This is a genomic window from Pedobacter agri (assembly GCF_032678665.1).
Lineage (GTDB): Bacteria > Bacteroidota > Bacteroidia > Sphingobacteriales > Sphingobacteriaceae > Pedobacter > Pedobacter agri_A.
Genome location: NZ_JAVTSH010000003.1, coordinates 324972 through 351278 on the forward strand (window position 1 = coordinate 324972; position 26307 = coordinate 351278).

The window sequence follows — 26307 nt, forward strand, 5'->3', positions numbered from 1 at the left end:
GTTCAGTGTATTCCTTACTGAACCCATTTTCTAATAATCTATTCTCATAGCCGAATCACCCCATAACGAAAACGCTTCCATTGCTTCATCACGCATCATTTGTACCACAGGTAAGGAACGTTTATCCATAGGCTTATCCAATTCATCATAAATAAATTTATCGCTAAAGCCAATATTTTCAGCATCAACTTTGGTGTTGGCATAATAAATGGTTTCAATTCTCGACCAGTAAATTGCGCCTAAACACATCGGGCAGGGCTCGCAGCTGGTGTAAACTACGCAACCACTTAAATCAAACGTATTTAATTCCTGGCAGGCTAATCTAATTGCCGAAACCTCTGCATGGGCGGTGGGGTCATTTGTTGAGGTTACTTTATTTGCAGAACCTGCAATAAATTCCCCGTCTTTTACAATAACTGCCCCAAATGGTCCGCCTATGCTTTCCGTAACGTTTTGTACAGATAGCGCAATGGCCATTCTCATAAATTTTTCGTGTTGTGTATTCTCCATGCTAAAATTTAAGCAAAAAAAATGCCCCGATTATCGGAGCATTTCTTTAAAGTTTTTATTTGATTATTTTTTAGTGTATTGCGCATTTAAGCCTTTAATCACTTCAGAAGTTACATCTAAAGTTTCATCAGCAAATAAAATTGCGCTATTGCCTTTAGAGTAAGTTAATACCATTTTATAACCTTTTTCCTTCGCATAACCTTTCAAATAGTCAGCCACTTTATCGTAAAGTTTTTCGTTTTCAGCTGCCTGCTCATTTTGTAAAGCCGCACCAGCATTTTGTTGGTAAGCTTGTAATTCTTGTTGCTTACGTCCTAAACGCTCTTCTGTAGATTTACGTTGATCGGCTGATAAAGTTTGTGCCGATTGTTGATATTGAGCCAATTCTCTTTGGAAAGCCTGACCTTTAGCTTGCATATCTGCCTGAGCATTTTTGGTTTTGCCTTCAAATTTCACTTTCAAATCTTTGAAATATTCATATTTCGTAAGTAATGAATCTGAATTTACATATACAATTTTCTCGCTAGGTGCTACTGTTGCGGTAGTGCTATCTGTTTTTTTAGTCTCAGTTGTTTTAGCTTCTTTGTTTTGGCATGCAGAAAAAGCTGTAATTAATGCAGCTGTAGCAAATAAACCAAAGGTTTTAAAGGTTCTTCTTTCCATTATTGTTTAATAAATTTTAGCAAAGATAAAAATGATAATTAAGTATGCAATAATAGTTTTAAAGCATAAACTTTTCAATAATAATCGTTTACCGTTTCCATAACGAAGTTTAATTGCCAAATATTATTTGAAAAGCAAATGCAGTAATTTATGTTAACAGTTACTCCCGCTAACCGCTTTACTACACAAACAGCTGAAAAAGCTGCTTGCTCCGTGTTCGCTTATATCGGGTTTAAATGGCTCAGCCGGTGCTTAAATTTGCAGTTGCATGGTGCAAACCATCAAACGTTCTTACGGAACGAAACGAAAAAAACACGTTTTTTTATACCGAGGAAACGTCCCGATGGGATGTTTTGTAGATGAAAGCATTGGGCGAAAATACAATTATGTCCGCTGCATCCTGCCGTGACGCAGCCTTGATAGCAGCCATAATTAAAATGCAGATTTTGCATTTCAAACCTCATTTAAACAACTTAAAGACAACTATTCGTCAATCTATTAACAGGTCAAAACTTATCCACATATTAGTGTATGTGCCAAAATTTCCGTATTTTTGATACTTATAGTTTTTAATTAATATATGAGCGAAGAACAAGATTTAAAGTCAAATTATTCGGCAGATAATATACAGGTTTTAGAAGGTTTAGAAGCGGTGCGTAAGCGCCCTTCGATGTATATAGGTGATACTGGTGTTAAAGGTTTACACCATTTGGTATACGAAGTTGTAGATAACTCAATTGATGAGGCCTTAGCTGGTCATGCAGATACGATTGATGTTAGGATTTTAGAAGGAAACTCAATAAGAGTAGAAGATAACGGTCGTGGTATTCCAACCGGTATCAATAAAAAAGAAAATAAATCAGCGCTTGAAATCGTAATGACGGTTTTACACGCAGGTGGTAAATTTGATAAAGATACCTATAAGGTTTCTGGTGGTTTACACGGTGTGGGGGTAAGTTGCGTAAATGCCTTATCTACACATTTAAAGGCAGAGGTTCACCGTGAAGGTAAAATCTGGATGCAGGAATACAACATTGGTAAACCATTATACGATGTTAAGGAAACCGGTGTTACTGATAAACGTGGTACCATTGTAACTTTCAGTCCAGATGCTACCATTTTTACACAAACAACTGAATATAAATACGATACATTAGCAAGTCGTTTGCGTGAATTAGCTTTCCTGAATAAGGGCATTACGTTAACACTAACTGATGAACGTGAAGTGTTGGAAGATGGATCATTTCTATCTGAAGTATTTCACTCAGAAGGCGGTTTAAGAGAATTTGTGAAGTTTTTAGATGGAACGAGAGCATCTTTCCTTCCTGATCCCGTGTATATCGAAGGAATCAAAAACGGTATTCCGGTTGAATTGGCTTTCCAATACAATGATAGTTATTCGGAAAATGTTCACTCATACGTAAACAACATCAATACCCACGAAGGTGGAACACACATTGCTGGTTTCCGTAGAGGTTTAACACGTACTTTAAAAGCTTATGCTGATAAATCGGGCTTGTTAAAAAACCTGAAAATGGAAATCACTGGTGATGACTTTAGAGAAGGTTTAACTGCAGTGGTTTCAGTAAAGGTTCAGGAGCCGCAATTTGAAGGACAAACCAAGACCAAACTGGGTAACAGTGAGGTAATGGGTGCAGTTGACGTTGCCGTAGGAGAGGCTTTGGGTATTTACCTGGAAGAAAATCCGAAAGAGGCCAGGATGATTATCAATAAGGTAATTTTGGCGGCTACTGCCCGTGCTGCGGCTCGTAAAGCTCGCGAGATGGTTCAGCGCAAAAGTGTAATGGGTGGATCTGGTTTGCCAGGTAAACTTGCCGATTGCTCTGACAGTGATCCTGAAAAATGTGAAATTTATTTAGTAGAGGGTGACTCGGCGGGTGGTACCGCCAAACAAGGTCGCGATAGAAATATTCAAGCGATTTTACCTTTGAAAGGTAAAATTTTGAATGTGGAGAAAGCGATGGAGCACAAAATCTACGAAAATGATGAGATTAAAAACATGTTTACCGCTATTGGCGTAAGCATTGGTACACCGGAAGATGATAAGGCTTTGAACATGACTAAACTTCGTTATCACAAAATCGTAATCATGACGGATGCTGATATTGATGGTTCACACATTACGACTTTGATTTTAACATTTTTCTACCGTTACATGAGGGCTTTAATCGAAGCAGGTTATGTTTATATCGCATCGCCACCACTTTATCAGGTTAAAAAAGGTAAAGAGTTTGAATACTGCTGGAACGATGTACAACGCGATGCTGCTGTACAACGTTTAAAAGGAGCCGGTAAAGAAGATAGCGTACACATTCAACGTTATAAAGGTTTGGGTGAGATGAACGCCGAGCAGCTTTGGGATACAACCTTAAATCCTGCTACCCGTACGTTATTGCAAGCAACCATAGAAAGCGCAGCAGAATGCGACCATACTTTCTCAATGTTAATGGGTGATGAAGTTGCTCCACGTAGAGAATTTATTGAACGTAACGCAAAATATGCAAAAATTGATGCTTAATTGAGCTGAAGCTTAAGGCAAAAATCTAATATAGAACCTCTTCGAGTTGTAACTTGAAGAGGTTTTTTGTTTTCTATGACAATGTGCAATTACATTTTAACGATCTGCAACTTTACTGTCTTTTTCACTACAGCCTTTTCAAAATTGTTGTACGGACTTACTTCAAGTAGTTTTATCTTATAATTGGTGCTCGCAATAGTGAAAGTTTGTTGGTCTGATACGCCAGATCGGTTACAATCGCCACCAATACATAAAGTTAAATCTTTTGTTTCTCCTTTTAATTTTACAGTTAAATAGGCCTCGGCTTTACCAGCCGTAATGCAGTCAGCATTTATTGGACAACGGTTATCGGTAATATTGGAAACTGTAAAGGTGGCATCATTAATTGTTTTGGATTGATTCAATGCGAATTCAATATTCGAATCGTTTTCAAGATGTTTCTTTTTACAGCCAAGAATGCCCAATAAGGCTGCAAAAATAATGTAGGCGAATAGTTTCATAATTATGTAATTGTTTAATCGTAAAACGAAACTCAGGTTCAAAGCGCTACACCTTCACCGAAAACCAATCTGTTCCTTGAGTTGCCGTTAAAAACTCGGTTCTCGGTTCTAAATTTAGATAAGGGTAAGTTACCTTCGAGAGATAAAGACCTGTTGGGTGAGCTGGATCTAAAGTTCGAGGCGTTTCTAAGCTGATCAATAGATTTTCAAATTCATCCAGCGACAATTCGCCTTGCCCAATTTTGATCAGTTTTCCCATTAAAATTCGGATCATTTTACTTAAAAAACGATTGCTCGCGATATGAAAACGTATCCTGTCGGCTTTTGCATTTATAAATAGATCGGCTTCCATTACATTACAAATTGTATGTTCGTATTTGTTTGGCTGTGTGCAAAAAGCCCTGTAATCTTTATATTTTGGTAAAAGATCAACAGCCTTTTTCATATTATTCAGATTGAATTCGGTTTCTAAATAAAACGAACTTTGATTGGCCAGAAACGGATCTTTGTAGGTATGCAGGAAATAATCATACTTGCGCTGAACTGCATCGAAGCGGGCATGAGGCAATCCATCCATTTCAATGATATCAAAAATGGCAATGTTTTGCGGTAAAGTTTTATTTAACCGGTAAAGTAAATCGAAGTCAAATTTTACTTCAATATCTGCATGAAAAAAAAACTGACTGGCATGGACATGGGCATCCGTTCTTCCACATCCAACTATCGGAATGTTGCTTTTGAAAATTTTGAATAGTGCTTTCTCGATAACTTCCTGCACACTAATCGCACCTGGCTGCTTTTGCCATCCATTATAGTGTTGCCCCTGATAGGCGATGTGAAAGAAATATCTCATGGTTTTAGCTGCAATTTTACGGAAATTTTAGCAGAGCAAATATTTAATCCTAATTTTGTTGATACCTGAAAATAGAATGATGATTTGTCCCTGCGGAACCGGATTGCCTTATGAGCGTTGTTGTCAACCATACCATTTAAAAGCGAGTATTGCGCCAACTGCTGAAACCTTGATGCGTTCGAGGTATTCGGCATTTGTAATGGCAGATGCAGCTTATCTGTTTGAAACCACACATGCAAGCAAACGCAAAGGGAATGCTAAAGAAGCTTATTTGATGAGTGCAAAAAATACCAGGTGGCTTAAACTCGAAATTATTTCCACGTTTTTTGATCAGGTAGAATTCAAGGCCTATTATCTAAATAAAAAATTCCAAACAGAGGTGTTGCACGAAAAATCGAATTTCAAACTCGAAGATGGAAAATGGTATTATGTTGATGGGGTTTTCTATTAAAAATCGATATCCAAAATGATTTCTATTTTACCCGCATTAGTTTGATACACATCTAGCGCAACTAAATCCAAACCAGAAATATCAAATGATTCGTCAGCTATTTGCGATAAGGCTAAAAATTTCTCCCTGATTTCTATCAGTAACAGCTTTCTTGAAAATCCAATAGATGAGTATAAATTAAATGAGGTTGGTGTGGCTAAAGGATGATCAATTGAAACGGTGATTTCATGTTCAGGAATTACAATTTCATCGGCATCTAATAAATTTAATATATCCTCATTGGCCTTGCCAATATTTACCCAGGGGATAATTCCGCCATCAACAGAATTTGTGGCGGTAACATTGAAAGTAATAATGTTTTTTAAGTTTTTCGGAAGCTGATTTTCGTTTTCTGTAGTAGCCATGTTTATAATTTTTTCGCCTCGTTCCAGTAAATATCCATTTCACCCAGGGTCATATCTGCTAAAGCTTTCCCGTTCTCCTGGGCCTTGCTTTCCAGGTACTGAAAACGTTTGATGAACTTTTTATTTGTTTTTTCCAGCGCATTTTCAGGATTGATATTGATGAACCTTGCATAATTGATCAAAGAGAAAAGTACATCGCCAAACTCCGACTCTGCTTTTTCTACATCAATAGCGCTGTGATCTGCAACATTAAATTCTGCTTTAAACTCTTGTAATTCTTCCTCTACCTTTTCCCAAACCTGACTTTTATCTTCCCAATCAAAACCAACACCGCGGGCTTTTTCCTGAATGCGTGATGCTTTTACCAATGCCGGTAAAGAAGCCGGAACTCCAGCCAAAACAGATTTATTGCCCTCTCTTAACTTTATCTGTTCCCAGTTACGTTTCACATCTTCCTCATTTTGCACCTCAACATCCCCGTAAATATGTGGGTGACGGTTGACTAATTTATCGCAAACGCCATTCAGTACATCAACAATATCAAAATCATTGGTTTCTGAAGCAATCCTCGAATAAAAAACCAGGTGCATCATTACATCGCCTAATTCCTTTTTTATTTCATTTAAATCACCTTCTAAAATCGCGTCGCTTAATTCATAAGTTTCTTCAATGGTGAGGTGTCTTAAGGTTTCCATTGTTTGCTTTTTATCCCATGGGCATTGCGTACGCAAGGTATCTAAAACAGTAAGCAGGCGGTTGAAGGCATCAGCAGGATTATTGGCAGTTGCAGGAATTGGGTTATTAGGCATATTGTAGTATTTATCGAACGCTAAAGTACCAAACCCAAGCCATTAAGAAAAGCTGAAAAGGAATTCTGAACCACAAATATTTTAAACCCGGGCCAGGTTTATATAAATCTTCGTAATTGATTTTATGTTTTGCGGCATAAATGTTTGCAGGTAGAATGAATAAAAGGAATACAATCAGTGCAATGCCGGTGTAATAACGTGTATGTTCAAAAGCTAAGCCTAAAGCAAAAAGAATCTCAAGAATACCCGTAAGGATTACAATTTCTACTTTTTTAGGTATGAATAGTGGAATCATTGCCGCCATTGAAGTTTTAAACTTAAAGTGGCCAATGGCTGTAAAGAGCAACATCACGCTCATGGCAATGTTACCGGCAAATATGTTTCCTTTATCAAATGTGCTATGGCTACCGAAAGCCAACAATGCCACATAAACAATGAGTAAAACGAATAAGGGTTTCATAAATCTGATATAACCTACTTAAGCCTGACGATAACATTACGAGATCAGGTTGAAAGCAATTAAAATTGTAGCTACAAAAAGAATGATCAATCCTGATAAAAACACAAAATCAGCAATTTTCTCCAGCTTCTGGCTTTCATTTCTTTCTCTTCGCATGGAGATGAAAGATAAGATGCAACTTGTCATAAAACACATCACCGCTGCAACGGCAAATTCATCGATTAAGGAATCATCTACCAGGTTTAGTTTTTTCAAAGAAGTGAGTACGATGAAACATATCCCAAGCAAATTGGCAGATGTACTTAAAATATGAGGCGACCTATTTTCAGGCATCAATTAATCTTTTTCCTCTAATTTAATCTTTTTTGTGATGCGGTAAACACGTTTCTTTTTCTCGGGTTTGTGTTCTTCGCCCATTAAAATGCCCCACGGTTTTAGCGTATCCACACGATCAAAAATAATTTTCAGCATGGCCAGGTAAGGGATACATAAAAACATACCCGAAATACCCCAAATCATTTCGCCAACTACAATACCAATAAAAGCAAACAAGGCATTTATTTTAACTTTAGAACCCACTACAAGCGGCATCAGGATATTTCCATCTATCGCGTGGACACCAATAAAGGCAATCAAAACCAGCAATACCTTTCCAGCACCAGCTGTTGCAAAAGTGATTAAGCAACTTACCAATAAGGCGAAAAATATTCCCAGATACGGAACTACGTTAAAAATTCCTGCTACTAATCCTAATAGAACAGCATATTTAACACCAAGTAAACTTAAAACGGCAATCATTAAAACCGTTACAATTAACATTTGCAAAAATAAACCGATGATGTATTTTTTTATGATATACTGAATTTGACTAACAATTTCAGTTACTTTCTCTTTGTGCTCTTCTTTAAAAACCGAAGTTAAAAAGGTAAAGAGTACCCTTCTATAATTTAAAATAAAGAATGTAAACAACAATGTGAATCCTAAAAATAACAAGGTTGACGACAATGTTGCCAATGTAGTGGCTACAATGGCTGCACTGGTAGCCAAGGCTTTTTCGGTGCTATCGTTTAAATAAGCGAGTTGTTTTTCAGAATTTACATGAAAGGTTTTTGAGATCCATTGCTGTAATTCATGGTAAGAAACATTTGCCTTTTCCTTCAAAAGTGGCCAATCTGCCCATAAATCGCTCAATTGATTTCCAAAGAAATAGATAATGCCGCCAATTACTGCAATCATTAATATTACGGCTACAATAGTAGATAGGCTTCGTTTGAATCTGAATCGCTGCTCTAGAAAATTACCAACCGGGAGCAATAAAATCGCCATCAAAAAGGAAAAGAGGAGCGGGGCCAGTAAGGTTTGACCTAAAATTGCGATGTAAGTTAGGCTAATTAAACAAAAAAGTACAAGTGCTAACTTGGGTAGGAAGGTCAGTTTTTCTCTCATGGCATTTTAATCCTGTTTAATACAAAATGCCCGATTAATTGTTTTATTAATCGGGCATTTAAATATAATGGATTATTTCTAAATGAATTTATATTTCATATTTTGTTGAAATGTTATAATTTTTATTTCCAGATTCATAAAATGCGTTCTATTTTACTGCTATTAGTTTTAGGTTTTATTCATGCTTTTCAATCTCATAGTCAAGAGAAATCTATGCCACTATTGTTGGATGTGATTAAACTATACCAATCACAATCTTTGAAAAAAGCTTCCATTTACTTTAAAAATAACGAATGGAAAATTTCAGAAAAATTGGTTTCTGATGCGCCTGAACAGGAATTAAAAGAGTTCGAGTATACGAAAAATAATGAGCGATTATGGTTTGCGATAGAAAAGAAAAAAATTGTTAGAATATTGCTCTATCCCACATCTAAACAAGAAGTCTTTTTAATGGAGAATCAGTTACAAAATAAGATGAATTTTGAACGCTATAAAAGTAGTTCAGAGAAAAATTTAAATCTAACCATTTCAAAGAATACCTATAGAAAGAATAGTATAGAAGTAAAAATTCTTTCAGTTGAAGATAATAGGGGCAGACCAACAAAATATATGATATTTATAGCAGATAAGGAGAGTAAAACTACTGGCGATCCGTAAAGCCCGATTAATTGTTTTATTAATCGGGCATTTAAATATAATGGATGATTTTTAATAGATACTAGCTTTATCTAAAAGTGAAATATCTTCGGCGGTCAGTTTTAAATTGGCAGCCTCGGTAAATGATTTTAACTGGGTTAAATCAGTTACACTGGCAATGGGGGCCGTAATGGATGGGTGGTAAATTAACCATGCTAATGCTACCGAAGCTTGCTCTACCTGGTGTTTAGCCGCCACTTCATCCAAAGCTTTCAAAATCTTAAAACCTCTCTCTGTTAAAAACTTCTTCACGCCACCACCTCGCTGACTTTTCTTTAAATCATCATCGCTGCGGTATTTTCCGGTTAAAAAGCCACTGGCTAAAGAATAGTAGGTAATTACGCCTAAACCATGTTCCAGACAAATTTTTTCGTGATCTCTTTCAAACTCCTCACGGTCAAACAAATTATAGCCTGGTTGATAAACATCGTATCGCGGTAAATTATGGTTTACCGAAGCCAATAACGATTCTTTCAATCGATCTGCCGAAAAGTTTGAAGCACCAATCCATCTGATTTTGCCATCTTTAATCAAAGTTTCGTAAGCACTTAGAGTTTCTTCAACAGGCGTTGTTTCATCATCAAAATGCGAAAAATATAAATCGATGTAATCGGTTTGTAAACGTGATAATGAGTGCTCAACAGCATTAATGATATAATCTTTTCGCAATGATTTACCACTTCCCATGTCTGAACCAACTTTGGTTGCAATAACAACTTCCTGACGCTTGTTGTTATTTTTCAGCCAGTTACCAATAATGGTTTCCGATTCGCCACCTTTGTTTCCCTGCACCCAACGCGAATAAACATCGGCAGTATCTATAAAATTGAAACCGCTTCCAATAAAGTGGTCTAATATTTCAAATGATTTTTGTTCGTCAATTGTCCAGCCGAAAACGTTTCCTCCAAATACAATGGGCGCAATATTTAAATCTGTTTTACCTAAAATTCGTTTTTCCATGATATGCAATTTATTCATGGTTTAACAATACAAAGCAAAGCCTGGTTTTCTTTAGGCAGTCTGTTTTTTGTCAGAAATAATTTAAAAAGCTTGGAAAGCAACTCACCGTTCCATTTTTGCATCAGGCCCGTGTTTCGCTATACCTTTTAACTATCTTTCGCTGAAGCTCAAGATTATAGTTAAAAGGGTGCCGCTACACCCAGGTTTAAATACACCGGTGCTGGCTACTATGTAAGTTTTCCAGCCATGGCGTTCATAAAAATTCCTTTAGCTATTAATCCAGTGCTTTCACTGCTCTTAACATTTCTCTTTTTCCAGGTGCTCCGGATAACTTTTCAATGGTAAAACCATTTGCTTTCACAGCACGTTTAAGTTTTCCGGTTATGGCATAGGTAACAAAAGTGCCTCCCGGCTTTAAGAAACTGCAAGCATGCGTTATCATTTCATCGCTCCACATTTCGGGTTGATGTTGCACCGAAAAAGCATCATAATAAATCACATCGAACTTCTTATCAGCATTGAATGCTGCCAATGTAGTGTGAGGAATTTCTAAAGTGCATAACGAAGATATATTTTGAGGTTTTATTAAAGCCTGGTCATAATTTGTTGTAAAGTCATTCCAGATTTCAGGAGCAACATATGCTGCATAACCGGTTTGGTTAATTACATCAAGCGTTAAAGGATAGGCTTCAATACTGGTATAATCCAGTTTGATGTTATTTTGAGTACAATATTCGAAACTTAATATAAAATTTAAGCCTGTGCCAAAACCAACCTCCAAAATCGAAATATCTGACTTTCCTGCCGAAGCAAACTTTAAACCTGCATCAATAAAAACATGTTTGCTTTCTTGTAAAGCACCATGTTTGCTATGATAGTGTTCGCCAATGGTTTCATTGTAGAGTGTATTTGAACCGTCGGCAGTTGGGGTAATAATATTCATTTGCAAAGGAGTTTGATCAGGATTAATAAGATGATGAGATTTCAAGATTCTTGTGAGAATTACTACTTTCGTTTAGAATTACAATTTTGCAAACATAGTGAAATTCGGCATTGTTTACCCTAAACCCTAAACCCTAAACCCTAAACCCTAAACCCTAAACCCTAAACCCTAAACCCTAAACCCTAAACCCTAAATGGATATCGAATCTTTCAGAGAATATTGTTTAAGTCTGCCGGGCACAACTGAGGGCATGAAATGGGATCACCTATGTTTTATGATAGCGGAAAAAATCTTTGTTATTGCAGATGTTGATACTGGAAGCAGCTTTTCTATCAAATGTAATCCGGATGATTTCGACGCATTAACTGCCAGGGATGGAATTGCCCAGGCGTATCATTTGGCCAAACGGCAATGGATTCAGGTTGAAAATCTTGATGTTTTAAACGATAAAGAGTTAAAAGCAAGAGTGGCAGAATCGAGAGCATTGGTTTTAGCCAAGCTACCAAAGAAAACCCAAGCTAAATACGCCTAACTTTCATTCAGTTTCATTCCGCCGAATCCGTTCATTTACTGTTTTGAATCATCTTTTTTTATGCCTGCATCGGCATTAAGCTCTTTGGATTTTAAAATGTTGAAACGGTACATTTCCTCTATACCAACCAGCTTTCTGCTGCTTTTTTCTATATCAGTATCTTTTTGCCATAAATAGGGGCGGAAACTGTAAGTTTTAGTGCCATCCAGATTTGCAATAAACTGATCCCAGCTGCTCCAGCGTAAACCTTTGTAAAATTTATTAAGATCGCTATCAAAACAAAAAACTAAAAACTCTCCGTAGCCTGCACCAAGCGGTTGCCAGGTTAAAGTGTTCGGTTCGAGATAGTAAACATTTTTTACATCTGGTCCCAAGCCACCATAATTAATGGCGAAAAAGCCACCAATGGCATCGTCAGCGATTAACAAATAAGGAATTTTGTCGCCATATTCTTTTATTGTTTTCTCCTTGTTCCAGCTGGCAACATCTCTGCTTAACCGCTCGCTACCTGATCCTAAAATCCTGATCCAGCCATTATCAACCATAATACCACCAGTATTATAAATTACTGAGCCTAAAGTTGCGTAAGTAGATACCTGGGCGTTATATAAAGTTTCCTTTGCCTTCGCCGAATCAACGGGTAAAACTTCTACTTTATTTTTAGCAGACTCGATCCATTTTTTTACCAAAGGCCAGGCCGGATCGGTCTTGTTAATCAGCGCATCTAAACTTATTAAGTTATTCTGAGCGAAGCCGGATAAGGAGGTAAACGACAAGGCTATGATAAAGAATGATTTGGCGATAGAATTCATGCGAAGGGAACTTAAATTTCTCAAAGATAGAATGATAATTAGGAATTTCAGAATTGACGGTCATTAATTCAACGCAAAAAACGTCCCGAATAATCGGGACGTTTGCATTATAGGTTTGATGTTCCTCTCTGGGATGAAAACTTTTGAGGTGTTAATGGATTTATGAAACCCCTTCACCCTAAACCTTAAAATCTTAACCTTAAAACTACCACATTCTAATTCTGTCTTCTGGTTTTTTGTACAATTTATCACCAGGTTTTACATCAAATGCATTGTACCATGCATCCATATTTACTGGTGCACCAATGGTACGGTATGGTCCAGGCGAGTGTGGGTCGGTTTTAATCAACTGAGCAGCACTTTCTGGTAAAATATTGCCTCTCCAAACTTGTGCCCAGGCTAAGAAGAAACGTTGATCTGGTGTAAAACCGTCAATTTTCTCATTGCTTTGACCTTGTTTAGTCATTTTGAAAGCGGTGTATGCTGCATTCAAACCACCTAAATCGCCGATGTTTTCGCCCATTGTTAATTTACCGATAACATGAACGGTATCTAATACTGTATATGCATCAAATTGCTCACCTAGAGCTTTGGTTTTTTCTTCAAATTTTTTGCGGTCTTCAGCAGTCCACCAGTTTTTTAGGTTTCCTTTGGCATCATACTGGCTTCCGCTATCATCAAAACCATGGCTCATTTCATGACCAATTACTGCGCCAATACCGCCATAATTCAAAGCATCATCCGCATTTGGATCAAAGAATGGAAATTGTAAAATTCCGGCAGGGAAGGTAATTGAATTCATTGTTGGGCTATAAGAAGCATTTACCGTTGGCGGCGTCATACCGAAACGGGTGCGGTCAACTGGTTTACCCAATCTGTTTACGTTTTCATTGTAACCCCAAACGCTGGCGTTACGAAGGTTTTGAAAGTAAGTAGCTCTGTTGATGTTTAAACCAGTATAAGTTTCCCATTTGGTGGTGTAACCTACCTTTGGTTCGAAAGCTGCAAGTTTTTCAAGCGCTTTTTTCTTGGTTTCATCACTCATCCATTCCAAACCTTTAATCCTGATTTCGAATGCTTTACGTAAGTTCACAATCATGGCGTCCATACGGGCCTTTGCTTCAGGTTTGAAATATTTAGCCACATAAAGCTGACCTAATAACTCGCCAATGGTGCCATCAGTTAATGATGACATGCGCTGCCAGCGAGGCGTTTGCACTTTTTGACCGGTTTGTGCCTGTGTAAATGCGAAACTTGCTTTAACAAACGGCGAGCTCAAACTGCCTGCAGAACTTTTTAATACGTTCCATGTTAGGTAAGTTTTCCAATCAGCAACAGAAACCGATTTTAACATGCCATCAAGGCTAGTCATAAATTTCGGCGATGATACCAATAACGTATCTTGCCCTTTAATTTTAAACTTGGTTAAATAAGTTGACCAGTTTATTCCCGGTGTTTTGCTGTTCAGTTCTGTAACTGTTAATTTATTATAAGTTGCATAAGGATCACGCATTTCCAAACGGCTCATTTGTGCTTCGGCAAACTGTTTTTCAATTTTGAAAACTGTTGCAGCCTTCTGTTTTGCTTCTTCCGGCGTACTTCCTGTTAAAGAAAATAAGGTAGTAATGTAAGTATCGTAAGCTTCACGGATTTTGACACTGCGGGCATCATCTTTCAAATAATAATCACGATCTGGCAAAGTAGTACCACCCTGGCCAATGTTAACCATGTATTTGTTAACGTTTTTACGATCCTGACCAACACCAAGGCCGAACATTGGGCTACCAATGCCACTCACACGCATGTAAGCAACCTGATCTAAAACGCCCTGAACATCTTTAATTTGCTTAATTTTTTCTAAGTCAGCTTTAATTGGCGTGTAGCCTAATTTTTCGATGGCAACAGTATCCATTGCTGCGGCGAAGAAATCGCCAACACGGCGTTTTACTGATCCTGCCGGTGCAGATTTATCAGCAGCAGCTTCTTCCACAAGCGATTTTACCGCGTTGATATTGAAATCACGAAGTTCGTTGAATGAACCCCAGCGTGTTTCTTTTGCCGGAACAGGATTGTTTTTTACCCATGTGCCACTTGCATAGGTATAGAAATCATCGCCAGGCTTAACGGATAAATCCATGTTTGCAGGGTCGATAAATTTTTTGGTGGTTTGTGCATTTGCAGAAAAGCCAGCAGCGACTATACCCAGTGCCGCAAAGTATCTTTTCAAATTTTGGTATTTCATTCGCTTAATTAAGTTAGTTATAACAGCGAAATTTATGAAATACTAATTAATACTGGAACAATATATTAAGAATATTACTTGTTAAACCAGTAGTAAATTTTTGCTAAACCGAGGCGTCTGATGAATTCGGCAGGCGAGAAATGGAATTTTAAGGATTTCATGGTTTTTGAATCTTATTACAGTATTAACATTTTTTAACATCTTTTATTGTGTGCTTGTAAAAATTTTGATTATTAAGAATGATTCAGAATAAAGCGTTAATTTTGGTAAAAGGCTAATGTTTTTATAAGCTTTGCAAATGAGAGTTTAGCACTTCATCGCATTTTAAGTCCCGCTTTTTGCTACAACAAAAGCAGAAAAAGCTTTTGGTTTTCGCGTCAATCGGGTTTATTTAACTTAAAGCAGTACACCTATTTTAGCTACCTGACCCGACAAAGTTATCGCGATGTTAAACTGGAAGAAATGGTAGCAGGAAAAATAAACCGAAAAGCAATATAGCGCTTTTCAAAAAATAAATAAATGAATCATCCACACCATAAAGAAGATAGCTGTTGCACCAGCAAGGCACACCAACACCAGCATGACCATAGCCACGAAAATGGCGATGAGCATGACCATGAACATGGTGGAGATCCATCATCACTTAAAACCTATTTACCTGCAATAGTTACTTTGGCTATGCTGCTCATTGGCATTGCCTTCGATAATATTTTTAAGTTAGAAGCTTTTAAAATCATCAGGCCATATTGGTACATCGTGGCTTATTTGCCAGTGGGTATTCCCGTTTTAAAAGAAGTTTGGGAAACATTTAAAGCGAAAGACTTTTTTACGGAGTTCTCATTAATGTCAATTGCTACCATCGGAGCCTTTGCCATAGGCGAATATCCCGAAGGTGTAACCGTAATGCTTTTTTATACCATAGGCGAATTGTTTCAGATGGCGGCAGTAAACCGGGCCAAAAGAAACATTTCTGCACTGCTTGATGTTCGAGCCGAAGTTGCTCACGTGCTTCGCAATGGCAAGTATGAAAGTGTCAATCCCGACAAAGTTGAAATTGGTGAAACCATTCAAATTAAAGCAGGTGAAAAGGTTCCGTTGGATGGCGAAATGCTTTCTGAGAAAAGCAGCTTTAATACCTCGGCGCTTACTGGTGAAAGCAAACCAAAAAGTATCAATAAAGGCGAAAATGTTTTAGCTGGAATGCTGAATCTGGATAAAGTTATCGAAATACAAGTCACCAAAGCTTTTGCCGATAGTGCATTGTCTCGCATCCTTGAAATGGTTCAAAATGCCACGACCAGGAAAGCCAAAACTGAACTATTTATCCGAAAATTTGCGAAGGTTTATACACCAATTGTTTTCTTTTTGGCACTTGCCTTAGTAACCTTACCAATCGTAGTTTTGGGCAGCGATTATCATTTTCAAACCTGGCTATATCGTTCATTGGTTTTTCTGGTGATTTCCTGCCCCTGTGCCTTGGTGATTTCGATTCCGCTAGGCTATTTCGGTGGAATAGGTGCAGCATCTGCGCATGGAATTTTATTTAAGGGCTCCAACTTTTTAGATTTAATTACCAAACTGAATACCGTTGTAATGGATAAAACCGGAACACTCACCAAAGGTGTTTTTAAGGTTCAAAAAGTAGAAAGTAAGATCAATCAGGAAGAATTGTTGAGTCTGCTGGCCGCTGTTGAAGCTAAATCTACGCATCCAATTGCAAAAGCAATTGTAGAATATACTGGTGAAAATGAAATTCATCCTGCAGAAAATATTGAAGAAATAGCGGGAATGGGGCTGAAGGGAACAGTAAAAGGTAAGGCTGTTCTTGCTGGTAATGTGAAGCTTCTCGAAAAATTTAACATCAGCTTTGATCCTGAAATTGCAACAATTGAAGAAAGTATTGTTGTGGTTGCCGTTGACGGTCAATACGCTGGTTACGTTTTAATTGCTGATGAAATAAAAGAAGATGCTGCGGAGGCGATTAAACAACTGCATGCCAATGGTGTAAAACAGGTGGTAATGTTGAGTGGAGATAAAACATCCATTGTTAAAAAAGTTGCTGGCGTTCTAGGCTTAACTACATACTTCGGCGATTTACTACCAGAAGATAAAGTGGCAAAGTTAGAAGAGCTAAAACAGGATAAAACCAGGGTAGTTGCTTTTGTTGGTGATGGTATTAATGATACGCCGGTATTGGCCATTAGCGATATTGGCATGGCAATGGGCGCAATGGGTAGCGATGCAGCCATTGAAACCGCAGATGTTGTGATTCAAACTGACCAACCTTCAAAAATTGCTACAGCAATTAAAATTGGCAAGGCTACAAAAAATGTTGTGATACAAAATATCGTGCTGGCTTTCGCTGTAAAAGCACTGGTGTTAATTTTGGGTGCCGGAGGTTTGGCAACCATGTGGGAAGCTGTTTTTGCAGATGTTGGTGTGGCATTGCTGGCTATCTTGAATGCTGTTAGAATTCAAAAAATGAAGTTCTAACTTACTATAGATTTTAGTATATTTGGTTATGGCTGATCCGATTCCATATCCTATCTTAAAGAATGAACCTGTTCGGGAATTTAATGATATTGATGCATCTTTAACTTACAGCTACGCAAACTATTTAAATTGGCTTTTTGATGACCGGGTTGAATTGATTAAAGGGAAAATCTTTAAGATGAGTCCTGCACCCTCAAGAATTCATCAAGAAATTTCCCGAAACATTTCAAATCCGTTAATAAATTTTCTTAAAAAACAACCTTGTAGAGTTTATTGTGCACCTTTCGATGTTCGTTTTCCAAAAGAAAGTAAAGAAGATAAAGATGTGTTTACGGTGCTACAACCTGATATTTGCGTTATCTGCGATAAAAGCAAACTTGATTTTCGTGGCTGTGTCGGTGCTCCGGATATTGTTGTGGAAATTTTATCACCCGGAAATACCAAAATGGAATTACTACATAAATATCAGGTTTACGAAGAGTTTGGCGTAAAGGAATATTGGGTGGTAAGTCAAAGCGATCAAAGTATTTTAATTTACACCTTAAATGATCTGGGCAAATTTCAGCCATCAAAAATATTTACCTTAAGTGAAACAATCACCTCATCTGTTTTGCCTGGCTTCGAATTGCTATTGGATGATGTTTTTGCAGATTTAGATTAAAGTTTAGCATTACCCACACCAATATTTCGCAAAGCTATTTTCTCAGCCAAAAATCTTTTTTGAACTTTTACCTATCCTATTTTCGGAAAGTAATACTTGGCGCCCTGGAGGAAGAATTCCAATAAAACAATTAATCTAAATCCATGTTATCTTAACTTAAAATTTAGATTAATGCAAAATCAGACGATTATACAATATTTCCATTGGTATTATAACGAAGAACAAAATTTATGGACTAAAGTAGCACAAGAGGCTGCGCATCTTAATGAAATTGGAGTAACGGGAGTGTGGTTGCCGCCTGCTTATAAAGCGAGCACTGGTGGTTATTCAGTTGGGTACGATGTTTACGATTTGTTCGATTTAGGCGAATTTGACCAAAAGGGAAGTGTTAATACACGCTACGGTACAAAGCAGGAATATATGGACGCCATAAAAGCTTTGCAAGATCAGGGAATTTCTGCTTTGGCCGACATTGTTTTTAACCATAAAGCTGGTGGCGATGAGCTGGAAAAAGTGCCAGTTAGAACAGTAAATCCTGATAACAGGAACGAATTTACAAGTGATGTTTTCGAAATTGAAGCCTGGACTAAATTCACCTTCCCGAACAGGGCAGGTAAATATTCAACTTTTATTTGGGATCATCAATGTTTTAGTGGTGTTGACTGGGCCGAAGATTTAAAAGAAACAGCCATTTATTCTATCCAAAATCACGTGGGCGAAGGTTTTGAAGAGGTTCCTTCAACTGAACTCGGCAACTACGACTACCTCATGTTTAGCGATATCGATTACCGAAACCGTGCTGTGGTTGAGGAACTTAAATATTGGGGAGAATGGCTGGTAGAAACCACCAATATCAATGGATTCAGGCTAGATGCAGTTAAACACATCAATCCTGATTTTATCAAAGAGTGGATTGATCATTTGGAAGAGAAATATCAGCGTAAGTTTTTTATTGTTGCTGAAGACTGGAATGTCGAAAATACCGAATCTCAGGAAGAATATCTCAGGTTGATGGAGGGCAAAACTCAAATTTTCGATTCGCTGCTTCACCATAATTTCTTCCTCGCCAGTAAAGATGGGAATGGATTTGACATGCGTACCATTTTCGACAATACCTTGATTTCTATTTCGCCAGAATTGGCAGTTACCTTTGTTGATAATCATGATTCTCAGCCGCTACAGGCTTTAGAAAGTTATGTAGAATTTTGGTTCAGACCTATAGCTTATTCCATTATCTTATTAAGAGAGCAAGGAATTCCATGCCTGTTCTTCCCAGATTTATATGGTGGAATTTACGATGATAAAAATCCAGAGGGAGAAGATACACATATTGATTTAGCGATTTTGCCAGGTTTGGAAACGATGAGCAAAGTTAGGGCTAACCTTTCTTATGGAGAACAACGCGATTATTTCGATCATTCAAATTGTGTAGGTTGGACCAGGGCAGGAGATGAGGAACATGAAAATAGCGGAATTGCTGTATTACTAAGTACAGGCGATGAAGGATTTAAAAAGATGGAAGTCGGACAAAATTTCGCTGGAAAAACTTTTGTAGATGCTTTAGGTCATAGAGAACAGGAGGTTGTCATCGATGAAAATGGCTGGGCAGAATTTCATTGTGATGCGGGGAGTGTTTCCGTTTGGGTTTTGAAAAACGATTAATTTTTAATCGCTGCGATTTAGTTTGGTTTGATAGCGGATTGAAAATCCGTAGTTCAACAGTCGGGATTACAAATCCCGACTAACGGTAGGATTACAAATCCGTAGTTCAGCAGTCGGGATTACAAATCCCGACTAACACCCGACTAACATTAAATTTGTTTAATAGCGGATTACAAATCCGTAGTTCAACAGTCGGGATTACAAATCCCGACTAACACTTTGATGAATGTTGGTTGGGATTTATAATCGATTGTTGGTCGGGATTTGTAATCCCGACCTTCGAAATGTCGTGAATATTGGTCGGGATTTGCAATCTCGAGTTCGAAAAATTACAAGAAATTATCTTCCTGTCGGTAAGCTTGAATAACAGCTAATTCACCAGCTTTATCTGGTTTTGAATTTCCGTGTTCCATGCCCATTACACCTTTGTAACCTTTACGGTGTAAGTGCTTAAATATGTTTTTGTAGTTGATTTCTCCGGTTGTTGGTTCCTTTCTTCCAGGATTGTCTCCGATTTGAACATAGGCAATTTCATCCCAACAGCGATCAATGGTTTTAATTAAGTCGCCCTCGGTGCATTGCATGTGGTAGATATCGTAAAGAATTTTGCATGACGGACTTTTTACCGCCTTGCAAACTGCATAAGTTTCATTCGTTTTTTGGAGGAAAAGTTCGGGCGTATCACTCAAAGTTTCCAGAACCATAATTAATCCATGCGGTTCAAAAATTTCGGCACCTGCCCGCATCGCATCAATTACGTTTGCAAACTGATTTCCGTAAGGTAAATTCCTTTCATAAAACCCGGGTACAACGGTTAACCATTTGGCATTACATCGCTTTGCCGCCTCGACTGACTTTTTACAGGTTTCTACAAATTTATCTTTAAACTCTTTTTTTCCGGTTGTTAACGATGTTTTCCAGTTATCTCCTCCGTCAACCACGAAAACTCCCATCCGCATGCCAAGTTTAGCTAATAAATTGCCAATCTTTTCCTGCTCATCAACTGATCTGCCCAAAAATCCATTATCCTCAATAGAACGAAAACCTTTATCATACATGAATTGGATCTGATCGAGGAAATTTTTTCCGGCATGGTTCGCAAACATGCCCTGGTGTGGGGCGTAATCCATGTTAAAAGGCTTGTCAGCCATTTTGCCGCCAGCTTTTTCAGCTGCGAAAGAATCGGTGATACCAATCCCCGAGGCTATTGCAGATGCAGTGAGCAGGCTGTTTTTTATAAATTCACTTCTTTTCATTTGTTGGCTTAATTACGTGTACAGCTTAATTTATTAATTTCTTAAATCCGCTTGATAAAGTATCTGCAACAGAACCATCTTTTTTATGATAAACAAAATAGGCTTCCAAATCTTTTCGTTTGGCTACAAAACTTAAGGCCTCCGTTAAATGCATACCCATTAAAGCGTTGTCATAACCATCTGCGGTGATTGCATTTTTGGCATAAACAGTTACGCTGATCATTTCATTTTCAATAGGATAACCTGTTTTGGTATCAATCAGGTGAGAAAACTTTTTGTTTCCGTTTTGATGATACTTCCTGTAGTTACCTGAAGTGGTAATTGCTCCGCTGTTAAGTACCGCAATGTGTCTGATTACCGGAATTCCATCCTGGTCAGGGCCTTCAATGCCGATCTTCATTGGCGTTCCATCTGGTTTTGGACCAGATATCCTAATCTCACCGCCTAACTCCGCTACATAACTTATAATACCTTTTTTGGTCAGGTATGCTGCTATTAAATCTACGCTGTACCCCTGGGCAATTCCATTTAAATCGATTTGAACACAAGGTTTAGTTTTCGTTAGTTTGCCATTATCCAGCTTCAGATTTTTCATTCCAACGCACGTCAATATCGATTTTATTTTTTGATCACTAGGAACTATGTTATTCTCTATCGGGCCGAAACCCCAGGCTTGAACTAAAGGCGCAACCGTGATATCGAAAATGCCCTTTGTATCTTCATTGATTTCGAAGCTTCTTTTTAAAACATCATTTAGAAACAAATCCGTTTCTATCTCATGTTCTGCAGAATTGAACTGGCTGATAAGCGAGTTTTTTTTGTACAACGACATCGATTGATCAATTTTACCAAGCAAACTATCGATACTATTTTTGGTAATCACACTATCAGTTGCGTAGTATATGATGGTATAATCGGTTCCCTGTGCAAATCCATGGATTTTATACTGCTTTTGATCGTTTAATAGAAAAAAGCTGAAAATGAAAGGCAGACAAAGAAACCAGGTTTTAACCATCATGTTCACTTACAAAACTTTAGTTTTTCCAGGCATCGCAATCGGATAAAGTCCGTTTGCATCCGGCATCAATTGCGGATTGGCATCCCAGGCGAAGCGCTCTGGCATCAAACTATTGTTCGCAGCCAATGCCTCATCCCATTTTATGGTTTGTCCGGAATAGGTGGCATAGCGACCAATAATACCAGTCAGGGTACTGTGTGCGCCATATTCTGCGTTGTCAAATTTGTATTCGCCTTTTGAAATGGCATCGAAAAGTTCATCATGCTCAGTTTGGTAAGGGTTGGCGTTTCCCTTTGTGTTATGATTATAAATTACATTGCCTTTCCAATCCCAAAGTTTGGCCTGGTTGCCAGCAGATAAGTAAATTTTACCTTTTGTACCCTGGAAAGTTTCATCAACACGGTTTGGAACACCTTCGAAATGTTTACACTGACTGTAGATTACTGATCCATCGGCGTAGGTTAATTCTACCGCATGGTTATCATAAATTTCCCCATAATCTTTTCCGGTTCTCCAGGCCCTGCTTCCGGTTCCCTGAACGGAAATCGGGTGGGTGCCCTTAATCCAGTTGGCAATATCAATGTTATGAACATGTTGTTCTACAATATGATCGCCACACAGCCAGTTAAAATAATACCAGTTGCGCATTTGATATTCCATTTCGGTTTGGTTGGCCGTTCGTGGCCGTACCCAAACGCCGCCACTGTTCCAGTAAACCTGGCCGGATACGATATCACCAATGGCACCTTCCTGAACACGCTTCATCGCTTCGCGGTAATTGGCCTGATAACGTCGCTGTAAACCCACTACGACATTAAGTTTTTTACTTTTTGCAATTTCGGCTGCGGCCAAAACTTTTCTAATGCCTGGCGCATCAACGGCAACAGGTTTTTCCATGAAAACATGTTTACCTTGTTTAATGGCTTCTTCAAAATGGATGGGTCTGAAACCTGGAGGCGTTACCAACAGCACAACATCAGCCAATGGGATAGCTTTTAGGTAAGCATCAAAACCTACAAACTGGCGCTCTTTCGGAACATCCATTTTTGCTGCAAATTTTGTGTTTAGCGATTGGAAACTGCTATCCAGGCGATCTTGAAAAGCATCTGCCATGGCCACTAGTTTAATGTTGAATTTTGTACTTAACGCCTGAAAAGCTGCGCCGGTTCCTCTATCTCCGCAACCAATTAAGGCAATTTTTATGGTATCATTGCCTGATGCATAGGCACCTGTAAGTGGGATGCTGCTTAACATCGCTCCTCCCGCCAATAGGGCAGAGGCTTTCAAAAAATCTCGTCTTTCTTGTGTGTTTGGTTCGTTTTTCATTTCTGAAGTATGGGTTTAGATCGGTTTAGTTATAAATCTTTAATAGGTTGTTTGTTGTAGTAGGCTTCAATTTCGGCTTTACCTGGTGTTTTAGCTGGCCGAACCAGGCGCATGCCCACAAATGGGGCTTCGGGAAACCACCAATTGCTTTTAGGTATTTGTGGATCTAACTGTTTCCATGATGGATCAGAAGGCAGCCTGGCTGATGAGGTTAAATTTTCCGGCGTTTCATCAAAAGAGCCGCCACGCACCGTGTTTGGATAAAGTTTCTCTGGAATGGCAACCGGGTTTTCTGAAATTTTATCTCTTCCCAGTTGATAAAAATCGAGGATATATTGATCGTATGTCCACTCACTCACATTGCCATGCATGTCATACAAACCCCATGCATTGGGTTTTTTCTGACCAACCTGATGAGTTTTATTGTCGCTATTGTCTGCATACCAGGCGTAATCTTTTAACGTTGTTGCTGCATCCCCAAAAGAGTAATTGGTATGGCTGCCTGCCCTGCAGGCATATTCCCATTCGGCTTCGGTGGGTAAGCGATAGAAAACGCCTGTTCGTACATACAGCCATTTGCAAAATTGAATGGCATTATACTGTGTCATGGCCACAGCGGGTTGATTTTCTTTTCCCATTCCAAAAGTCATATCAAGGTAGGGTTTTGTGGGCCGGGTTACTGCATCTACTTCTGCGGGAATAGCTGTTACACTTGCCTGCTTTTCAAAATCACGGTATAAAAATGGTTCAAAAATATTCCAGGTTACTTCGTATTTTCCAATCCAAAAAGCATCAAGTTTTACTTCATGTATGGGTTGTTCATCTGTTTTGCCTGCCTTGTTCCCCATCTGAAATTTTCCCGCGGGGATAGCCTGCATGTCAAAGCTAAGTTTTGTGCCATCGATATTTTGAGTATAGGATTTAAGCGGGTTTTGAGCGAAATTTTGCCCGTAGATAAGTAGAATTAATGCAGCAGCAAAAACTTTCTTGAACATAATAAATGGTTAGCATACTCTTTTAGAGCATTTCGGTTACTTAATAATCTGATTACTAAAGTAAATAACCGCTATCAAATTCGAGAAAATTTATGTAACAATAAGGGGATGGTTAATAATTATTCTACCGCCTGTCGTTAATCCGATTGCTGATGTTTGCATAGCCAACCAGGGTTTCCCAACGAGCGCCCGGGCGACGATAATACACAAAAATTTGATAGGTATTTTCTGTCTGGAAAAACGAACCTTCAAAAGGAAATGTCTCCAAGGTTTTCGTGTCGCGATCATACCATGCATATTCGTAATCATACAAGCCTTGCTTCAGCATGATGTTTGCATAAAATTGTTTCCTGCTGGCATCATATAGCAGTTTGTTATCCTTGCCTAACGTATAATTGTTAAACCGACCTACTACATAAGCATCGCCGTTTTTGCCTGGTGCGGGTGCATTAAGCGTAAACAGCACACCCATATATTCAGCTTCAGTTCTGTCATCTCTTCCATCAGTATTTTTGATAAAAAAGTTTCCATTTTCATCAAATTGATTGGCAAATGCGCCGGTATTTCTCGGTACATCCTGAAAAAGCATCACGTTCACCGATTCACTGTCGCGATAAATATCTTTCACATTGTCTGCTTTATAACGCAAACTTCGCGTATCGAATTTTCTAAACTCATTGTCTCCCCAAAAATCGTTTGTTGTTAAATCATTATAAACCAACTGGTTCGGCCGAACAAAAAACGGGCGTGTATTTACTTTTGCGGTGTTAGAGTTGAAGTTTTGCATCACAACTGCTTTCAAATCCTGATAAGGGTTAGGGATGGGTATAGAATGATTGATGGTAAAATTTACTTTCTGTTTTGAGTTTCGATCAGCAACCTGCATTGAATTGGTAATTTCAGCGCTAACCGCCACCTGGTTATCCACAATATAAAAACGTTGTGAAATTACGGGCTGATTTTTATCTCCATCCAGATAAATTTTTAAAAGATAGTTTCCGCCAATTTTTGGCTGAATTTGACTATTTGGGAAAGTTTGTTCGTAATGGGTATATTTTCTGGTGGTGTTTGATGAGTAACGGTAATTAATCATACGGTCATCATTAAAACTACCCAAATAATCGATGGTTGATATTCTTGAAGGTTGCCATTCTGAGGTGCAATGCTCAATTGAATACCAGTAATTTTTCGTTCCACCCAATAAGTCATCAAATGAGAATGTAATTGTTTCTGCTGAATTTAGCTGGATAACCGGCAAACTTTGCTCGCGGCTGGTATTGTAGCAAAGTACTGTTTTTATGTTCGGCTGATAAATTTTGTTTTCGTAAGTGAAACTATTGGTTTGCGCAAAGAGCAGTGTGGGGATGAAAAATAAAAGTATTGCGATTAGTTTTTGCATGGCTAAAAGTACAGAGTATTAGCCAATTTTGAAAGATTTGCCGCCGAGGAAGTAAATTGAAAATAAAATATTGCCACGGAAACACGGATTTACACGGAATTTTTCAAGCCATGGTTCGTGTCTCCACGAACCAATTAAAAATATTCTTCAATCTTATTTCCGTGTCTTCCGTGTTTCCGTGGCAAAAGAAAGCCGCTGAAGAATCGGCTTCGCAATGACGGAAAAGATTCAAGCCATGGTTCGTGTCTCCACGGACCAATTAAAAAATATTTTTCAATCTTATTTCCGTGTCTTCCGTGTTTCCGTGGCAAAAGAAAAAGCCGCAGAAAAATCTGCGGCTTCAATGTTATGAGATTGCCACAGCCGATGAAGTATCGGCTTCGCAATGACGGAAAAGATTCAAGCCTTGCTTCGTGTTTCCACGAACCAATTAAAACATATTCTTCAATCTTATTTCCGTGTCTTCCGTGCTTCCGTGGCAAAAGAAAGCCGATGAAGAATCGGCTTCGCAATGACGGAAAAGATTCAAGCCATGGTTCGTGTCTCCATGGACCAATTAAAAAATATTCTTCAATCTTATTTCCGTGTCTTCCGTGTTTCCGTGGCAAAAGAAAAAGCCGCAGAAAAATCTGCGGCTTCGATGTTACAAGATTGCCACAGCCGCTGAAGAATCGGCT

At 38.3% G+C, this 26307-nt stretch carries 26 protein-coding genes; 8 read left to right on the forward strand and 18 right to left on the reverse strand.

Features of this window, described 5'->3' with window-relative positions:
* Positions 1-30: 30 nt before the first annotated feature.
* Positions 31-510, reverse strand: a complete 480-nt coding sequence (locus R2Q70_RS07940; RefSeq protein ID WP_316807080.1) for a nucleoside deaminase — start codon at positions 508-510, stop codon at positions 31-33.
* 63 nt (positions 511-573) lie between these two features.
* The gene (locus tag R2Q70_RS07945) at positions 574-1173 is read right to left on the reverse strand and encodes an OmpH family outer membrane protein (protein ID WP_316807081.1); all 600 of its coding nucleotides are present in this window, start codon (positions 1171-1173) and stop codon (positions 574-576) included.
* A gap of 580 nt (positions 1174-1753) precedes the next feature.
* On the opposite strand from R2Q70_RS07945, the gene gyrB reads away from it, so the two are divergent.
* Complete coding sequence (gene gyrB, locus R2Q70_RS07950; protein ID WP_316807082.1) at positions 1754-3712, forward strand: DNA topoisomerase (ATP-hydrolyzing) subunit B; 1959 nt, start codon at positions 1754-1756, stop codon at positions 3710-3712.
* An 89-nt stretch (positions 3713-3801) separates the two neighbouring features.
* Here gyrB and R2Q70_RS07955 read toward each other — a convergent pair whose 3' ends face one another.
* Together R2Q70_RS07955 and R2Q70_RS07960 are read right to left on the reverse strand one after the other, a co-directional pair.
* Positions 3802-4212: a hypothetical protein gene (locus R2Q70_RS07955; protein ID WP_316807083.1), complete on the reverse strand. Its 411-nt coding sequence runs from the start codon at positions 4210-4212 to the stop codon at positions 3802-3804.
* A gap of 46 nt (positions 4213-4258) precedes the next feature.
* Complete coding sequence (locus R2Q70_RS07960) at positions 4259-5065, reverse strand: tRNA pseudouridine synthase A (RefSeq protein WP_316807084.1); 807 nt, start codon at positions 5063-5065, stop codon at positions 4259-4261.
* A gap of 76 nt (positions 5066-5141) precedes the next feature.
* Between R2Q70_RS07960 and R2Q70_RS07965 the strand changes: the two genes are divergently transcribed.
* Positions 5142-5516, forward strand: a complete 375-nt coding sequence (locus tag R2Q70_RS07965; protein WP_316807085.1) for a YchJ family protein — start codon at positions 5142-5144, stop codon at positions 5514-5516.
* On the opposite strand, the gene R2Q70_RS07970 is transcribed toward R2Q70_RS07965, so the two are convergent.
* The 5 genes from R2Q70_RS07970 to R2Q70_RS07990 are packed head-to-tail and all read right to left on the reverse strand — an operon-like array spanning position 5513 to position 8635.
* Entirely contained in the window at positions 5513-5920 is a 408-nt protein-coding gene (locus tag R2Q70_RS07970; RefSeq protein WP_316807086.1) for a hypothetical protein, read from the reverse strand. The genes R2Q70_RS07965 and R2Q70_RS07970 overlap by 4 nt on opposite strands.
* A 2-nt stretch (positions 5921-5922) precedes the next feature.
* On the reverse strand, positions 5923-6729 hold the full coding sequence (gene mazG, locus R2Q70_RS07975; RefSeq protein ID WP_316807087.1) for a nucleoside triphosphate pyrophosphohydrolase: 807 nt from the start codon (positions 6727-6729) through the stop codon (positions 5923-5925).
* A gap of 10 nt (positions 6730-6739) precedes the next feature.
* Positions 6740-7189: a hypothetical protein gene (locus tag R2Q70_RS07980; RefSeq protein WP_316807088.1), complete on the reverse strand. Its 450-nt coding sequence runs from the start codon at positions 7187-7189 to the stop codon at positions 6740-6742.
* A 36-nt stretch (positions 7190-7225) separates the two neighbouring features.
* Positions 7226-7522, reverse strand: a complete 297-nt coding sequence (locus R2Q70_RS07985) for a hypothetical protein (RefSeq protein WP_316807089.1) — start codon at positions 7520-7522, stop codon at positions 7226-7228.
* Between the two features lie 3 nt (positions 7523-7525).
* Positions 7526-8635, reverse strand: a complete 1110-nt coding sequence (locus R2Q70_RS07990) for an AI-2E family transporter (protein ID WP_316807090.1) — start codon at positions 8633-8635, stop codon at positions 7526-7528.
* A gap of 141 nt (positions 8636-8776) precedes the next feature.
* On the opposite strand from R2Q70_RS07990, the gene R2Q70_RS07995 reads away from it, so the two are divergent.
* Positions 8777-9292 carry a hypothetical protein gene (locus R2Q70_RS07995; protein ID WP_316807091.1) on the forward strand — a complete coding sequence of 172 codons (516 nt, stop codon included), beginning with the start codon at positions 8777-8779 and terminating at the stop codon, positions 9290-9292.
* 51 nt (positions 9293-9343) lie between these two features.
* Here the strand turns inward: R2Q70_RS07995 and R2Q70_RS08000 are convergent, their stop codons facing one another.
* Together R2Q70_RS08000 and mnmD are read right to left on the reverse strand one after the other, a co-directional pair.
* Positions 9344-10291, reverse strand: a complete 948-nt coding sequence (locus tag R2Q70_RS08000; RefSeq protein WP_316807092.1) for an aldo/keto reductase — start codon at positions 10289-10291, stop codon at positions 9344-9346.
* A gap of 274 nt (positions 10292-10565) precedes the next feature.
* On the reverse strand, positions 10566-11234 hold the full coding sequence (gene mnmD / locus R2Q70_RS08005) for a tRNA (5-methylaminomethyl-2-thiouridine)(34)-methyltransferase MnmD (RefSeq protein ID WP_316807093.1): 669 nt from the start codon (positions 11232-11234) through the stop codon (positions 10566-10568).
* Between the two features lie 193 nt (positions 11235-11427).
* Between mnmD and R2Q70_RS08010 the strand changes: the two genes are divergently transcribed.
* Positions 11428-11766 carry an MmcQ/YjbR family DNA-binding protein gene (locus R2Q70_RS08010; RefSeq protein ID WP_316807094.1) on the forward strand — a complete coding sequence of 113 codons (339 nt, stop codon included), beginning with the start codon at positions 11428-11430 and terminating at the stop codon, positions 11764-11766.
* Positions 11767-11801: 35 nt separating this feature from the next.
* On the opposite strand, the gene R2Q70_RS08015 is transcribed toward R2Q70_RS08010, so the two are convergent.
* Together R2Q70_RS08015 and R2Q70_RS08020 are read right to left on the reverse strand one after the other, a co-directional pair.
* Entirely contained in the window at positions 11802-12578 is a 777-nt protein-coding gene (locus tag R2Q70_RS08015) for a DUF2625 family protein (RefSeq protein WP_316807095.1), read from the reverse strand.
* A 205-nt stretch (positions 12579-12783) separates the two neighbouring features.
* Entirely contained in the window at positions 12784-14820 is a 2037-nt protein-coding gene (locus R2Q70_RS08020; RefSeq protein WP_316807096.1) for a M13 family metallopeptidase, read from the reverse strand.
* Positions 14821-15339: 519 nt separating this feature from the next.
* On the opposite strand from R2Q70_RS08020, the gene R2Q70_RS08025 reads away from it, so the two are divergent.
* The 3 genes from R2Q70_RS08025 (at position 15340) to R2Q70_RS08035 (ending at position 19636) form a co-directional block, all read left to right on the forward strand.
* Positions 15340-17313, forward strand: coding sequence for a heavy metal translocating P-type ATPase (locus tag R2Q70_RS08025; protein WP_410478363.1), 1974 nt, complete (start codon positions 15340-15342; stop codon positions 17311-17313).
* A gap of 28 nt (positions 17314-17341) precedes the next feature.
* A complete protein-coding gene (locus R2Q70_RS08030) occupies positions 17342-17974 on the forward strand; it encodes a Uma2 family endonuclease (RefSeq protein WP_316807097.1) in 633 nt (210 codons plus the stop codon).
* A 171-nt stretch (positions 17975-18145) separates the two neighbouring features.
* Entirely contained in the window at positions 18146-19636 is a 1491-nt protein-coding gene (locus R2Q70_RS08035; protein ID WP_316807098.1) for an alpha-amylase, read from the forward strand.
* 329 nt (positions 19637-19965) lie between these two features.
* Here R2Q70_RS08035 and R2Q70_RS08040 read toward each other — a convergent pair whose 3' ends face one another.
* From R2Q70_RS08040 to R2Q70_RS08060, 5 genes are all read right to left on the reverse strand, one after another.
* Positions 19966-20892, reverse strand: a complete 927-nt coding sequence (locus R2Q70_RS08040; protein WP_316807099.1) for a hydroxypyruvate isomerase family protein — start codon at positions 20890-20892, stop codon at positions 19966-19968.
* Positions 20893-20917: 25 nt separating this feature from the next.
* On the reverse strand, positions 20918-21910 hold the full coding sequence (locus R2Q70_RS08045; protein ID WP_316807100.1) for an FAD:protein FMN transferase: 993 nt from the start codon (positions 21908-21910) through the stop codon (positions 20918-20920).
* Positions 21911-21916: 6 nt separating this feature from the next.
* Positions 21917-23236, reverse strand: coding sequence for a Gfo/Idh/MocA family oxidoreductase (locus tag R2Q70_RS08050; protein WP_316807101.1), 1320 nt, complete (start codon positions 23234-23236; stop codon positions 21917-21919).
* 29 nt (positions 23237-23265) lie between these two features.
* Positions 23266-24231: a formylglycine-generating enzyme family protein gene (locus R2Q70_RS08055; protein WP_316807102.1), complete on the reverse strand. Its 966-nt coding sequence runs from the start codon at positions 24229-24231 to the stop codon at positions 23266-23268.
* A gap of 124 nt (positions 24232-24355) precedes the next feature.
* On the reverse strand, positions 24356-25630 hold the full coding sequence (locus R2Q70_RS08060; RefSeq protein WP_316807103.1) for a DUF5103 domain-containing protein: 1275 nt from the start codon (positions 25628-25630) through the stop codon (positions 24356-24358).
* A 511-nt stretch (positions 25631-26141) separates the two neighbouring features.
* Here R2Q70_RS08060 and R2Q70_RS08065 point away from each other — a divergent pair.
* Complete coding sequence (locus tag R2Q70_RS08065) at positions 26142-26297, forward strand: hypothetical protein (RefSeq protein ID WP_316807104.1); 156 nt, start codon at positions 26142-26144, stop codon at positions 26295-26297.
* The last annotated feature ends 10 nt before the right edge of the window (positions 26298-26307 follow it).